This is a genomic window from Clostridiaceae bacterium HFYG-1003, from assembly GCA_024579835.1.
Lineage (GTDB): Bacteria > Bacillota > Clostridia > Clostridiales > Clostridiaceae > JG1575.
Genome location: CP102060.1, coordinates 2,794,173 through 2,808,907, shown reverse-complemented (window position 1 = coordinate 2,808,907; position 14,735 = coordinate 2,794,173). Strand labels below are relative to the sequence as shown.

Genomic DNA, 14,735 nt, shown 5'->3' with positions numbered 1-14,735 from the left:
AATGAGCGAATTTGAAAATAACCAGGGTCATATCGAGGATATTGAGCTATCCCAGGAAATGAAAAAAAGCTTCATCGACTACTCCATGAGTGTCATCGTCGACCGGGCACTGCCCGATGTCCGCGACGGACTGAAGCCCGTCCATAAACGCATCCTGTTCGGAATGCACGAAGCCGGCATGTATCCGGACAAGTCCTACAAGAAATGCGCCCGTATCGTCGGTGACGTCATGGGTAAATACCATCCCCACGGCGACTCCTCCATCTACGACGCACTGGTACGTATGGCCCAGCCGTTCTCGTTCCGCTATCCTCTGGTCGACGGCCAGGGCAACTTCGGTTCCATTGACGGCGACGGCGCGGCGGCTCAGCGTTATACCGAGTGCCGCATGGACAAGCTGGCGGTGGAAATGGTCCGCGACATTGAAAAGCAGACGGTTGATTTTCGGCCCAATTACGACGGCAATGAGAAAGAGCCCGTCGTGCTTCCGTCCCGCTACCCCAACCTTCTGGTCAACGGCGCCGTCGGCATTGCCGTCGGCATGGCGACAAATATTCCATCGCACAACCTGGGTGAGACCATCGACGGCGTCATCGCCATGATCGATCAGCCCGACATCAGCGTGCTGGAACTGCTGCATTACATCAAGGGACCGGATTTCCCCACCGGTGGTATCATTCACGGTACTACCGGCATCCGGGAAGCCTATGAAACCGGCCGCGGCAAACTGGTGGTCCGGGCAAGAGCTGAGATTGTCGAGGAAAAGAACGGCAGAAGCCGAATTGAAGTAACGGAACTGCCCTATCAGGTCAACAAGGCCAAACTGGTGCAGAGCATTGCCGAGATGGTAAAGGAAAAACGGATCGTCGGCATTTCGAACATCGAAGATCTGTCCGACCGGAATGGTCTGCTGATTTCTGTTGAAATCAAGCGGGATGCCAATCCCCATATTGTCCTGAATCAGCTGTACAAGCATACCAAGCTGCAGGATACCTTCGGCGTCAACATGCTGGCTCTGGTTGACATGCGGCCCAAGCTGCTGAACCTGAAGCAGATGCTCTATCATTATCTTGAATTCCAGAAAGAGGTCGTCACCCGCCGCACCCAGTATGATCTGGCCAAAGCCAGGGAACGGGCTCATATCCTGGAAGGCTTGCTGATCGCCCTGAATCATATCGATGAAGTGATCCGGATCATCCGGGCTTCCACCAGCACCGAAGCTGCCAAGTCAGAGCTGATCGAACGGTTTGAACTCAGTGATATTCAGGCCGTGGCGATCCTGGACATGCGGCTGCGCCGGCTTTCTCAGCTGGAAGGCGGCAAAATCCAGCAGGAATTTGACGAACTGCAACGGGAAATGACCCGCCTCATGGGAATCCTGGAAGACAAGGCGATCCTGCTGAATGTCATCCGCACCGAACTGCTCGAGATCAAGGAAAAATACGGCGATCCCCGCCGGACCTCCATCGAAATGCAGGAAAATGAGATTGACTATGAAGACCTCATCAACGAGGAAGACGTCGTCATTACCCTGACCGCTTCGGGCTACATCAAGCGGATCACCACGGACGCCTACTCGGCGCAGCGCCGCGGCGGCAAGGGCATTCAGGCCATGAACATGAAAGAGGATGACCTTATCACCAATGTGTTCATCACCTCGACCCACCGCCATCTGCTCTTCTTCACCAACCGGGGCAAGGTCTACCGGCTGAAGGCCTATGAGATTCCGGATGCCGGACGCAGTGCCAAGGGCATGAACATCATCAATCTGCTGCCCCTGGAAGCGGACGAACGCATTCAGTGCGTGCTCTCCATCGGTTCCATCAATGACGGCAGCTTCCTGGTCATGGGAACGAAGCTGGGCATCATCAAGAAAACGCCGCTGAAGGATTTCGCCAACCTCAGAAAGAACGGCCTGATTGCCATTCGCCTGCGGGATGAGGATGAACTGCTCCACGTCAAGGCAACCAAGGGATCAGCCGAGCTGATTTTCGTCACGAAAAACGGCATGGCCATCCGCTTCAATGAAAAGAATGTCCGGCCCATGGGACGGAATTCCTCCGGTGTTCGCGCCATTCGCCTGCGCAAGGGCGATGAAGCCGTAACGATGGATATTGCGGTGGAAGGTGAAAAGCTGCTGCTGGTATCCGAAAAAGGTCTGGGAAAACGTACGCCCATCAGCTTGTTCCGCCAGCAGACCCGCGGCGGACTCGGCACCAAAGCCTACAAAGTCACCAGCCGCTCTGGAAAGGTCGCCGCGGCCCGCATCATCAACGATGAGGATGAAGTAATGCTGGTCAACTCCGATGGCGTGGCCATCCGGATCAAAGCCAGCGACATCGCGGTCACCTCACGCGATGCCACCGGCGTCATCCTGATGAAGAACATCAATGAAACTACCGTCGTCTCCATGGCTAAAATCAAGAAGGCCCAGGAGAGCGAGGAAGAAGTGGATGTCGAGGAAATTGACTCCGAAGAACTGCTGGATCGCGATGAGCGGCACTTTGACAACGAGGAACTGACGGATATGGATGAATTTGAAGACCAGGATCCGCAGGACGATTTCCTCTCCCTCGAAGAAGATGAGCTGGAAGAGGATGCCGACAGCCTGATTGACGACCTGTTCGACGAAGAAGATTCCGACGAAGAATCCGACGAAGAAGACTCAGAACCAGAGAATCCGGAAGAATAATCTATCAGGAATCCTTTCCATAACAAGGCACAACGTGCTTCAACCATAAGAAAAATCAAAACCCTGGCTTCGCAAGATTTGCGAAGCCAGGGTTTTGCAGTCTGATCAACATGATCATTTTTCAGCAATGACCGATCATAGAAACTGTTCATGGCTAAAGCAACCAGAACAAAAAATCTAAAACCGATTAATCTTTTCAGCAGCCACTTTATAGTTAATTAATATAATTGTCACAGTCTGAAAAAAACACCCAAAAATAGCATATTCATGGAAAACTGATACTATGGAGATATGTGCAACATCAATAATGTCATTCAACATGGGATCCGGGAGTGGGAACTTGAGATGCGATATTACCATAATGATATGCTGCAGCCAATTCAGTTGATGGCAAGGCATACAGCTCAGGAAGTGGATTAATGAAGCAGCTGATATTTTAGTATGTGAGGCGGTAATTAGATGGATCGAACAAAAAGACGATTGAAAATAGGTAAAATTACCCTTCTTGTTTTGCTGGCTCTTTTAATAGCTGGCGATGTGTGGAATCATATGAAACCAGCGGCTACATTACTGGATCTGACAGGAATGAATGCTTCCGAGATTGTTAAAATAGAGCTATATAATGGCCATAAATTGGTTAATGCAATTGAGGATGAAGCTTCTAAAAGTGAAGTCATAAATTATCTTCAGCAATCAAAGTTCAAGTATTCATCCGCTCGACCAAAAGGTTACTTTGGTTTCCCATATGAAATGATATTTTATTCAAGTAAATCGAAAAGTGGATTCTTCTTGGAGCAGATCGATTCGATTGTAACGGAAGACAGTATTTACCTAAAATCTTCTGGAGTATACGATCTTAATACATTGATTTCCTTTTTTAAGTAAGTAAATTGCTCCAGCATAAATAGTACAGCCCTGACTTGGCGGTATTGTTCAAGTTGTTTTGGACACACTATTTTCAAAGTAGATCTCTCTATTTCATGAGTCTGGGAATAAAAAATGGCAAAGCCCTTGAATTCACTTATTTTGAGTGAATCAAGGATTATTTTGTCCTGCTATTTCAAGTTTTTCTATCAAAAAAACTCTTGTTATACTATGGAATTTGGACAAGGCTATATTTTATCCAAGGTTATTGTTCCAGGATCCGTTGCAGGTTCAGGTAAGTATTGATCCTCTTGATGGGAGTCAAGATGGTTTTATACAGGGGTGTTTGATCAAGTTACTTTGGACGCGTTGTTCTCGAAGTAGTTTTGTAACCTGGATTCCCGGAACACATAACTATGATGGGGTCTCAACACCCATGAATTCATAGATCAACTTCTGTTTGTTGAGAATCTCACCAACCCTCAAGTCATGGCCTGGATTTTCAAAGCACTCTATGACGTCCAGCTTGTCCAGCAGAGACTGCATTGTGTAATCTTTGAACATTCCTTTATCCTGCATCTGCTTTTTGAGGTAGGACAAATAGATGAGCGCGACGAAGGCCACAAAGAGTTTTCCATCCAGGCTTTTTTCTGAGGAAACCAAGAGTCGCCTCAGATTGAGCCGTTCCTTGATATTGCCGAAGGCCTTTTCCACCAGATCTTTATTCCGATACAGCGTCAAAGCCGTGATGGCATCCATCTTTTCATTGGTCATCAGCGCAAAGAATCCAAAATAGCGCTTCGTCTGTTTGACCACATCTTCTTTCACGGTAACTTTAATGCCCCTTACCGGGGTATCTGTCACTTCAAAGTATTTCTTGTAGAACGTCTCATGATCGGGATTACGTTTTCCGCTTAGGATTTCCCCCTTCATCGACAGCAGTCGTCGATCAAAATGAGCTTCTTCATCCGCGTATTTTTCAATGTTGAAGTAAGCGTGCAGGTAGACCCGGCGTTTTTCTCGGATGACATCTTTCTTGTTGGGGCGTTCTTTTTGAAACTCCCAGTCAGTCAGAATGGTTGAGGAGTATAAGCCATATTGCTCATCCAGGTTTTCAAAGGATCGGATGCTGTCATAGATCCCGTCGATATGTCTTCGGATATAGGCCAGATGCGTGCCAGCGGCAATGATGAACTTCAGTCGCTCCCCAAGAAGCGCATTGATATTGGCTTCACTGTAAAATCCCCGGTCCATGACCAACTTGACTTTATCGAAGCCCAGCACTTTGAAATCAGCCAGCAAATTTTTGATCGTGCTGACATCTGGAATGTTGCCAGAGAGCTTTCTGTAATAAAACGGCAACCCTGAGTCTTGTCCAAAGACCAAGGCCAGGTTCAGCTGCGCCAGGGGGTCATTTTCTTTGTTTTTCCCGTACTGGACCTGACGAAGGGTTTGGGAATAACTCGACACCGAGGTGGTGTCATAGGCCCAATACTCATCGGGCTGATGGCGCTTGGCAAGACAGCTGAAAAAACGTTGTTTGGACTCTTCCGAGATGCCCGCAAACAGCTCGCTGCTGCGCTGAGATGGGATATTGGCTCCATAGGGATGCCGGTGGAGCGTACTCCATTTTTCAAATCGAAACAAGGGGGAATCGCTCTCCAGGATCAGATAATAGGCGATGGATTGAATCTGCTTGTAGAGAGAGGGAAAGCAAGCCTTGAGGTCCTCTGTAAGCCCGAGAGAGTCTCCGATTTGATCCAACAGATACGTGGCACCGTAGAACTTACGATCAGCTACGGTAAAGGGCACAGGGCCAGGCTTGACTTCAGTTGTACCCGCCTCTGGGTTCCGACGTTTTTTACCCCGTCCATCCGTTGGGATGATTTCGCCGGTGACCGGATCTCGTTTGCCGATGAGCGACCGTTTGGACCGAGGCTGTTGTTTTTCCTTATCCCAATGGGAAACTGATTCATAAACGTAAGTAATTCCGCTGCGCTTATCGAACTGATTAACCATGGCCATAATACGCCCTCCTAGTTATGTATAGTGTAACACATAACTAGGATAACCGCAAGGTTTAATAGATAGAAAGTAAGTGATATCAATAGTTTTTGAGAAAATACAAAGGATTCCTCGTTAGGTGAACCGGGAATCCAGGTTGTAAGGGAAAGCCATCTAAAATATATAAGTTCAACAAAAACATAAGTCTCACTCGACTTCGAGTGAGACTTATGTTTTTGTTGATTATTTGAAATCCAGGTCTGGAAATTGACCAGTATCTAAGTCAATGGATCTGCTTTACTTGTAGAAGAAGTTATAGACTTGATTGGCCAGTTTTTTTGACAGTTCCTGCTGGAAAGCGGGGTTAATGATTTTTTTGACATCACCTGCATGGGAGATGAAGCCGATTTCCGTCAGGATGGATCTGCTGTTGGTATTGCGGAGCATGTAGAGCGAACCGCCGGACATGTCCTTGTCCCGATAAGCGCCGCGGTAGTTCATGCCAGAGCTGGAATAAGCAGAGCTCATCATTTCGGATAATTTCCTGCTTTCGCTGAAGGCGGCCTGAGTCGAAGGATTGGCTTTCGTCGAGGGGTAAAGGGTCATCCCGCCGGATACCGTGCTGGAACCGGCGTTGTGATGAACAGAGAACAGCAGGTCGGCATCGGAGCGGTTGGACAGTGAGGCCCGGTCGGCCCGAGGCACATCATAGTCGGTGGTGCGGGTCATCACAACCCGGAAACCGAGCTTGATCAGTTCATCGCGCAAATTGCTGGCGAACTTGATGTCATAGTCTTTTTCATAGATTGCCTTGCCATTGAGACTGCCGACTGCTCCGGAATCGCGTCCGCCGTGGCCGGCATCCACCACGATGGTGGGAACCTTGGTCACGGTGAAGGTGCTGGTCTGATAGAGGAGGCCGCCGGGGGTCGCGACCTGGATTCTCAGGTCGTTCCTGCCGGGACGGGTCACATTGGACGGAATGGTGTAGCTGAAGGACTGACCGCTGAGGCGTCCAGGATTCAGGTACGTGCCATTCAGGAATACGCTGACTTTGGTCGCGCTGGTATTCTTCACGGAACCGCTGATTTTGATGTCAGTATCCTTGTAGTTTTTGTTGTGGCTGATTTTCACCTGGTCGGACCGGGTGCCGCCCAGGGTCTGGACATTGGGGGTGACGGAGCCGGAGCCGCCGGAACCTGAACCGGAACCGCTGCTGCCGGGAGAAGTATACCCTGGGGCTTTTTTGAGGTGCTTCATGTGGATATAGCCGTCCTTGCCCTGGTAGCTTACCTTGACGAAGTAGCCCCAGTCGTTCAGGACCGTGACTTCCGTTCCTTTGGGCAGGGTCGCCTTCGACTTGAAGTCCGTGTTGGGACCTGCCAGCAGCTTCACCGACTGTTTGGTGGACATGATATGGACGCCGCGGTAGCTGTCCTGCGAAGAGCCGGATCCTTGGGAGGAACCGCTGCCGGAGGTTGAGGAACTGCTTTTGGTATAATCGGTCAGATCTGATTTTTTCACCCAGCTGTAGGATTTGTTGTAGCGGACTTTATACCAGCCGTCCTTCAGATCGATGATCAGAAAATCGGTTCCCTCGGACACGGTGGTCCGGGTCTTGTATGAGGAACCGGCTCCCTGCTTCAGTACTGTCTGGCGTTTGGCGTACATATGGTAGCCATCGGACTGGATGGACTGGCCTTTGCCCGAATCAGACTGGCCTGCACCGGTTGAGGGTTTCTTCTCCGATGAGGAGTCCTTCTGATCGGATCGGTTTGCTGCCAGCGCCTTGTCAGCGGCTGACGTTCCGTAATCCGCCAGGTTTTTTTTATGGACATAGCCATAGCGTTTGTTGACATATACTTTCAGCCAGTCGCCCTTCCGGGAAATGATGAGAACATCGCTCCCGCCGGGGAGACTACCCAGCCTCCGGCTGTCAGCGGAAGCCTCTGACCGGAAATTGACTGTTCCTGGCGTGACCATATGGTAGCCGTCACTCTTCACAGACTGGGCGGAACTAGAAGTTTTTTTCGAAGTGGATTCCTTCGCGGACTGACTGGTTTCGGATTTGTTTCCAGTCTTGCTGTAGTCCCGGGCTGAACTGACTGGGATCCAGCCATAGCGTTTGTTGACGTAGATCTTATAGTAGGAGCCTTTTCGGTCGATAAGAAGGAAATCGGTTCCCGGTTTCAGCACCGTCAGTTTTTCCGAGGAAGAGGAAGCTGATGTTCGAAGGGTCACGGACTCCGCCGTAAACATGTGGTATCCGTCCGAGCGGACAGAAGAACCGGATTTCGGTGAGGCAGCGGCGGAAGATCCTGAACTTTGGGCCTTGGTCAGATACATCGTGCGGATATAGCCGGTCCGGTTGTTCCAACGCACTTTTGCCCAGGCGCCATTCTGATAGACGCCCAGGATATCGACGGCCTGACGGGAGGGTATTTTGACAATCAGCGTCTCATCATTGCGCATACCGCGGCGCATGCTCGTGGTCACGGTGGTTTTATAGACCGTCTGCGCGTAAACGATGCTCTTTTGCGGTTCGATCTGTGCGCCGACCAGGTACCCTGCACCGGAGACGGAACAAACAAGAGCCGTTTTCAATATGATTTCCTGTGCTCTTTTGTTAAACATCATATACTCCTCCTCATTATCGCTTCAATACTATACTAAAAGCAGTATTATGTTAATGTCAATTAATAAAATGACTGTTTCATAATTGATAACAATTCATCTTAATATTTTTAGCCCATTTTGGATGATAGAACGTAAATTCGAAAATCAAAAAATAGAGTAAAAAACGTCGTTTTAAGGATTTCTAGTTTTATAATGATTTTCTTCAAAGAATAACGTATTGCAAGGGTTTTAACCGTTTTGTTACTATTTGCATGACCATTCCCAGTATGTGGATAAAAGATCGCTAAGCTGGGATACAGGCCTGTTATAGCCGTTTTCCTTTCTGTATCAGGGTTAATTTTCATTATTTTAGCCCAAATTCAAAGCGTGAATCCAGTGTTTTCAACGGTTCATGGGAGTGGTTGACATAGTACCGGACAATTGTCTGAAATTTCTATCTAACAAGTTTATCCACAGTTTTTGTGGATAAGAGGAGATAATTGTTCATAACCTTTTATGAAATCGTTAGAGGCCACTTTTTTGAACAAAGTTATCCACAGGCCAGGGGTCAGAATTGTGGAACGTTTGTCCGGCTGCGGCTGTGGTAAAATGAAAGAAACGGGAAAAGGAGATATTATGTCCAGAGTCAGGCAGTTTTTCATGGATCTGGCAGCGCCGGTTCGACCGCTGAACGAAGTTTATTTGAAGCAATACCTGATAGAACCGGAACGGCAGGCCGTTGGACAACTGCGTCGAGCCGAGCTGTTGCACACCATTGCAACGGCACAGACGCTGGAACAGCTGCTCCCCGTCGATGTCATCGGAGAGCGGAAACGACAGCTGCTCCGCGCCGCCCTCCTGCATGATGTCGGCAAAATCCGCTACGGCGCCGGGCCGATCCAGAAAACACTGGTGGTTCTCCTGGCAGGCATTATTCGCCGCGTTCCGGCGGTGGCCGGTCATTGGAAAGCTTGGGACATCTATCAGCATCACCCCGAATACGGCTATGCCATGGTGACTGCCTGGGACAGCTTTGCGTCCGATCCGTTTCTGTACGACCTGATCCGCTTTCATCATGATCCCGAATTGTTTGAGCGGCGGTACGAAGCGAGGGAACGCGACCTTTTCCGATTATTCTGTCAGGCCGATGAAATGAACTAACCAGCACGATGAACCAAGAGAGGGACGAAAGATGGATTATGATGTAGTCATTCTGGGCGGCGGTCTCGCCGGCTGCAGTGTTGCCGCGGCACTTGCCCGCTATAATCTGAATATTGCTGTCATCGAGCGCAATTTCGACATTGCGGAAGATGTAGCCCAGTTCATTACAACCTTTGTAACCGATGGGACGGATGTCATGGATGATTCGGTCTATGAACTGCTCCGGGATTCCCATATTCCACTGCTGGAGTACAGCCGGAAAGGCAATTTCTACTACGAGAAAGAGCCATCCCTGTCGATTTATGACGAGAAGAAGGACTTTGAGGCCGCCCTGGAGAGGATCCACCGCCGGGGCATCCAGGGAGCCCGCCCGGTCAGCCGGGAAGAGGCCGCTGCCTGGACACCGCAAATCAAAGACAGCTATCAATGGATCATCCGCCATGAGAACACCGGTATTATTTCTCCCTATGACATGGCCACCGCTCTGGGAGAGATCGCCTCAGAAAATGGAGTCCGCATTCGCCTCGAAGAAGAAGTAACCGCCATCGAACGAATCGCCCATGACGAGGTTCGGGTTACCACGAATAAATCCAAATATACCTGCCGGGTAGTGGTCATCACGGCGTTCAACGATCTGTACCTGGGCGGCGGGGAATACCGCCGGGCCACGCGGGATGTCCCGCTGCAGACGATGCTGCTGGAGAAAAATTACCAACAGGATATCGGGCTCATGCTGAACGTATTTCATGCTGACGGCCATGCTTCCTCCATCATGCCGACTTTTTCAGGAAAGGCAGTGGCTGCCATTGAAGCCTCCCAACGCATGGATTACAAGGGCGTCAAGCACCGGGTGGAAGAGCTCATCGGACCGTTTCCCTCCGAGCGTGTGGACCTGTTAACCGTCAATAATTACTATGATGTGCCCATCGTTATCAGTGATCTGCTGGAAGAAAAAGGCTACATTAACCTGGAGGTTAAGAACCATCAACTGCCTGCTCTGCTGCCCCGGGTCACACAGATTGTGTCGGACCTGGTGGTCAGCAATTTCAAGACAGCTGAGAATCCGGACTATGTATTCAAACGGCGGGATTATTTCCGGTTCCGCGATCTGTCGGACAAGGAACGCAATGAAGCCATTGCCTTTGATCCCCGCTTTGGCCATATGATCTGCACCTGTTCCCAGGTGACGGAAGGGGAAATCGTCAACTCCATCCGGCGACCGCTGGGAGCCCGAACTGTGGAAGGGGTCAAGCGCCGCACCGGCATTTCCTTCGGCAGTTGCCAGGGATCTTACTGCATGAACCGGATCCTGAAAATTCTGGCCAAAGAACTGGACAAAAAGCCCGAGGAAATTCTCAATGACTCCAAGGAATCGCGCATTCTGACTGCCCGAATCAAAGAATTCGAAAGCATATAGGAGGTCTGGTCATGAAAGCCTATTTTACATCCCTCATTCGCTGCAAGGACTCCGGACGAATTGAAGTGGTGCCGGTGAAAAGCACCCAACCAGTGGAGATGGAAATGTTCCTGCCGATTTCCCGGGTCCTCTCCCGCATTTATGTTGGAAAGCCCGTCCGCCGGGGCGACGTGATCTGCCTCAATGTACTCAACCAGGGCATTAACATTGTCGCCACCAAGACCGTTGAGTAGTCCTGTTCCGTAGAATCAGAATCTGATCCAGGCTGAATCCGGTCAAACACCAGTTACCACAAACCAGCTCAGAAGAGCGCTCCTCCGATAATAAGATCGGACCAGACAGAACCAAAGAGCATAACAGACCTCTGCCCAGAAGTGACAAAACAGACAGATCAACAGACTGGCAGACTGCATTGGGTTGATACAGACCGAAACAGCCAGAGACAGACCGAGTGCACTAAACGGACCGGACCAGCCCGAAACAAACCGAGAAAGCTGATAATACACAGAGGATCAGAACCATTCATGGATGAAGCATCTGTCATGGATGAAGCATCTGTCAAAGAAGTAAAAAGAATTTATCATAACAACGCTGTGAGGAGATGGTCATATGCCACAGGACAAGCTGAAGCTGAACGTTCGCCAGACCCTGCTGATCGGATTGGGATTTTTTGCCAGCTCATTGTTATGGAGCCTGTACAACAGTTTCGTACCCTTGATTCTTCAGGACTTCATTGCCTCCACCGCCACCGTCGGTCTGATCATGACCATCGACAACGTCTTCGGGGTGATTTTTCAGCCGTATTTCGGTGCCAGAAGCGACAAAACCCGCACCCGGTTCGGCCGGCGCATGCCCTATATCCTGATTGGCGCACCGATCTGCGCCGTGCTGTTCGCCTTCATTCCTCAGATGAAAGTGCTATGGCTTCTGATGCTGGTTATTATTATCTTTAATTTCATCATGTCCATCTGGCGGGCTCCCATGATTGCATTGATGCCGGATTTGACACCGGACCCCCTGCGCAGCAAGGCCAACGGACTGATTAATCTGATGGGCGGCGCTGCCTCCATCATCGCCTTTCTGGTGGGGGGACGCATCGCCCACAGCTACGGCCGCGGCGCCACTTTCCTTATGGGGTCCGTCATCATGCTGCTGGCCGTTGGCCTGCTCTTTGTCCTGATCAAGGAAAACCGGCTCAATCCCAGACTGATGACTCCGCCGGATACCCAGGAGGAATCTGGTGATCAGTCATTCTTTGGACTGGGGGGCTTCCGCAAGCTGTCGTCCGATTCCCGGCGCAGCCTGTTCTTTCTGCTTCTGGCGATTTTTTTCTGGTTTTGTGCCTACAACGCGGTGGAAACCTTCTTCACCAGCTATGCCACGACGGTCCTGGGACAGAGTGAGGGACAGGCAGCCATGCTGCTGGCATTTTTCTCCGTTTCCTTTGTCATTTTCGCCGTACCCTCGGGGATCATTGCCGACCGGATCGGCCGGCGCCGAACCATCCTCCTGGGCCTGGTCGGCCTAGTGGCGGTGTTCATTCCGCTTCTGTTTGTGGAATCATTATGGGGCATCCGGGCGCTGCTGCTTCTGGGCGGTATGTTCTGGGCCGGCATTAACATCAATTCCCTGCCCATGGTGCTGGAGATGGCGGGAGAGAATGAACTGGGAACATTCACCGGTTACTACTATTTCTTTTCCTTCTCTGCATCCATTGCCAGCCCCATCCTGTTCGGACTGGTCCGGGACCTGTCCGGCAGCTTCCGCTCCCTGTTTGTTTACGCGCCCATTGCCTTCGCGCTGGCGCTTCTGGCGATTCTGCAGGTGACGCACGCCTGGGAGAAAAAAACGCAGCCCGGAGATTCAGGAAACCAGTAAGTCACCCGGCACTCATTCCAGGAAGAACAGCCTCTGACCGATCACTGGACTGGATGAATCAGGCAGCGAAAAGACCGCTTCGGCGGTCTTTTGCTTTGATCCAATTGGTTTCGTCAAATCGAACGGCAATTTTTGAGCATTTCATCGCCGAGCACCGATGAATGGTGATAAAACGTGAAATAAACCCCGGGTTTGATTTCCTTCTTTCTATTTGAAGCAGAAAGTGATATCATCGTAATGATAAATCTTTAAAAAGGTTCTCGAGAAACCGTAAGATAACAAATGGGATAACTGTGCGATCTTGCGGCGAGCAGGATTTTTTTATTGCAAAAAATTGGAGGTATTATTCATGACCAACAAGGTACACGGCTATCTGCCGGATGAGACGCCAAGGCCCCTGGAATTATTATTCTTTGCACTCCAACAAATCATCGTCATGTTCCCCGCGACGGTTCTGGTCGCTCTGCTGACCGGATTCAACGTATCCACCACCATCTTCGCCTCAGGGCTGGCAACGCTTTGCTTTATCCTGGTGACCGGACGCAAGATTCCGCTCTACTACGGTTCCAGCTTCTCCTACATCGCGGCCATTACCTCCATTACCATGGGATCAACCTATGCCCATCTGCCCATGAATGAAAGAATCTCCATTGCTCAGTTCGGTATCATGATGTCCGGATTCGTGTCGATCATTGCCGGTTTCATCATCCGCCGGTACGGCCGTAAGCTCATTGATCGCCTGCTGCCCGCCAGCGTCACCGGACCCATTGCCATCATCATCGGTCTGTCCCTGGCTGGTTCGGCTATGTCCAACGCCACCGCTGTGCCGGCCTCCGTGGATCCCGCCTGGGGAATGAACTGGGCCTGGGTGATCGCCATCGCGACCCTGCTCTCCACCATCCTTTACTCAGTTTATCTGAAGGGACGATTCAGCCAGCTGCCGATCCTGTTCGGACTCCTGACCGGCTATGGCGTTGCCATCATCGTTCAGATGGTTACGAAAATTCCGTTCATCAGCTTTGATACCATTCAGGGAGCCATGCTTCAGCTGCCGGTCATCACGCTGCCCAAGCCGACCTTTGTTGCAGTGGCTGCTATTATGCCCATCGCGCTGGCCACCATCCCGGAATCGACGGCCCACATCTTCCAGCTGCACATCTATGTCAACAATCTGGCAAAGAAGAAGGGTTCCACCAAGGTCTACGACCTGGAGAACCGCCTGGGCGACAACCTCATCGGTGACGGAATCGGCGACATCGTTTCCGCAGCCATCGGCGGACCGGCCGGCACCAACTATGGCGAAAACATTTCCGCCATGGCCATTTCCAAGAACTTCTCAGTCAACGTGCTGATTACGGCGGCAATCCTGACCATGGTGATCTCCAGCTTCACCCCCCTGGTCAACGCGGTCTATTCCATTCCGGCAGCCGTCATCGGCGGACTGTCCATCTACCTGTTCGGTGTCATTGCCGCTCAGGGAATCGCCATCATCATTGAGAAGCAGGTGGATATGTTCAGCTCCAAGAATCTTGCGATCATCTCCGTGATCCTCATCATTGGCCTGGGCGGCAGCTTCTACTTCCCGGAATCCATGATTCCATTCTTCGGCGTGCGTTTCCCGGCCATTGCCACCGCCGCCATCGTCGGAATTCTCCTCAACCTCCTGCTGAGCCTCGGCAATCAGGAAGAACCCGTTATCGTCGATGAGGATGTCGATCTGGCATAGTCCGATCAAGCAACAGACTTTAACCACCAAAGATTCACTGAATGAAACATCCGTCAGATGCGAGTCTGACTGGTCAATAACAACAGAGATCAGAAACTCCCTGCCAGGCAGAGCGAACAGCTCGGATTGCCCGACAGGGAGTTTTGTCATGAACGGATTCAGGCGGAGGGCAGGATATGAACCGGAAAGGAAGCGCACCGGTTGGTGATCAAAAATAGTACTTCCCCCGGGATACAGCATCACGCAGGCTGAAAATTTGGTACAATTTCAGAGAACAAACCAGGCGATACTTCGGTTCAGAGCGATGGTTGAAGCAGATGTCAGTGAATGCCGAGATTTCAGGATGTCCTGATGACAATATTTCAGGTCATCAGGGG

The 14,735-nt window shown here is 50.7% G+C and carries 9 protein-coding genes; 7 read left to right on the top strand and 2 right to left on the bottom strand.

Annotation, left to right across the window (positions count from 1 at the left end; all coding sequences use genetic code 11):
* Nucleotide 1 precedes the first annotated feature (1 nt).
* Entirely contained in the window at nucleotides 2-2,692 is a 2,691-nt protein-coding gene (gyrA, locus tag NQU17_12520; GenBank protein ID UUM11464.1) for a DNA gyrase subunit A, read from the top strand.
* Between the two features lie 459 nt (nucleotides 2,693-3,151).
* Nucleotides 3,152-3,577: a hypothetical protein gene (locus NQU17_12515; protein UUM11463.1), complete on the top strand. Its 426-nt coding sequence runs from the start codon at nucleotides 3,152-3,154 to the stop codon at nucleotides 3,575-3,577.
* Between the two features lie 393 nt (nucleotides 3,578-3,970).
* Here NQU17_12515 and NQU17_12510 read toward each other — a convergent pair whose 3' ends face one another.
* Together NQU17_12510 and NQU17_12505 are read right to left on the bottom strand one after the other, a co-directional pair.
* Nucleotides 3,971-5,581 (bottom strand): IS1634 family transposase, encoded by a 1,611-nt coding sequence (locus NQU17_12510; GenBank protein UUM11462.1) that lies wholly within the window; start codon nucleotides 5,579-5,581, stop codon nucleotides 3,971-3,973.
* A 276-nt stretch (nucleotides 5,582-5,857) separates the two neighbouring features.
* Nucleotides 5,858-8,197, bottom strand: a complete 2,340-nt coding sequence (locus tag NQU17_12505; protein ID UUM11461.1) for an N-acetylmuramoyl-L-alanine amidase — start codon at nucleotides 8,195-8,197, stop codon at nucleotides 5,858-5,860.
* A gap of 615 nt (nucleotides 8,198-8,812) precedes the next feature.
* Here NQU17_12505 and NQU17_12500 point away from each other — a divergent pair.
* From NQU17_12500 to NQU17_12480, 5 genes are all read left to right on the top strand, one after another.
* Complete coding sequence (locus NQU17_12500) at nucleotides 8,813-9,337, top strand: HD domain-containing protein (GenBank protein UUM11460.1); 525 nt, start codon at nucleotides 8,813-8,815, stop codon at nucleotides 9,335-9,337.
* A gap of 31 nt (nucleotides 9,338-9,368) precedes the next feature.
* Nucleotides 9,369-10,754 (top strand): FAD-dependent oxidoreductase, encoded by a 1,386-nt coding sequence (locus NQU17_12495; protein UUM11459.1) that lies wholly within the window; start codon nucleotides 9,369-9,371, stop codon nucleotides 10,752-10,754.
* An 11-nt stretch (nucleotides 10,755-10,765) separates the two neighbouring features.
* Nucleotides 10,766-10,987: a DUF1667 domain-containing protein gene (locus NQU17_12490; protein UUM11458.1), complete on the top strand. Its 222-nt coding sequence runs from the start codon at nucleotides 10,766-10,768 to the stop codon at nucleotides 10,985-10,987.
* Between the two features lie 376 nt (nucleotides 10,988-11,363).
* Nucleotides 11,364-12,632: an MFS transporter gene (locus tag NQU17_12485; GenBank protein ID UUM11457.1), complete on the top strand. Its 1,269-nt coding sequence runs from the start codon at nucleotides 11,364-11,366 to the stop codon at nucleotides 12,630-12,632.
* A 349-nt stretch (nucleotides 12,633-12,981) separates the two neighbouring features.
* Nucleotides 12,982-14,358, top strand: coding sequence for a xanthine permease (locus NQU17_12480; protein ID UUM11456.1), 1,377 nt, complete (start codon nucleotides 12,982-12,984; stop codon nucleotides 14,356-14,358).
* The last annotated feature ends 377 nt before the right edge of the window (nucleotides 14,359-14,735 follow it).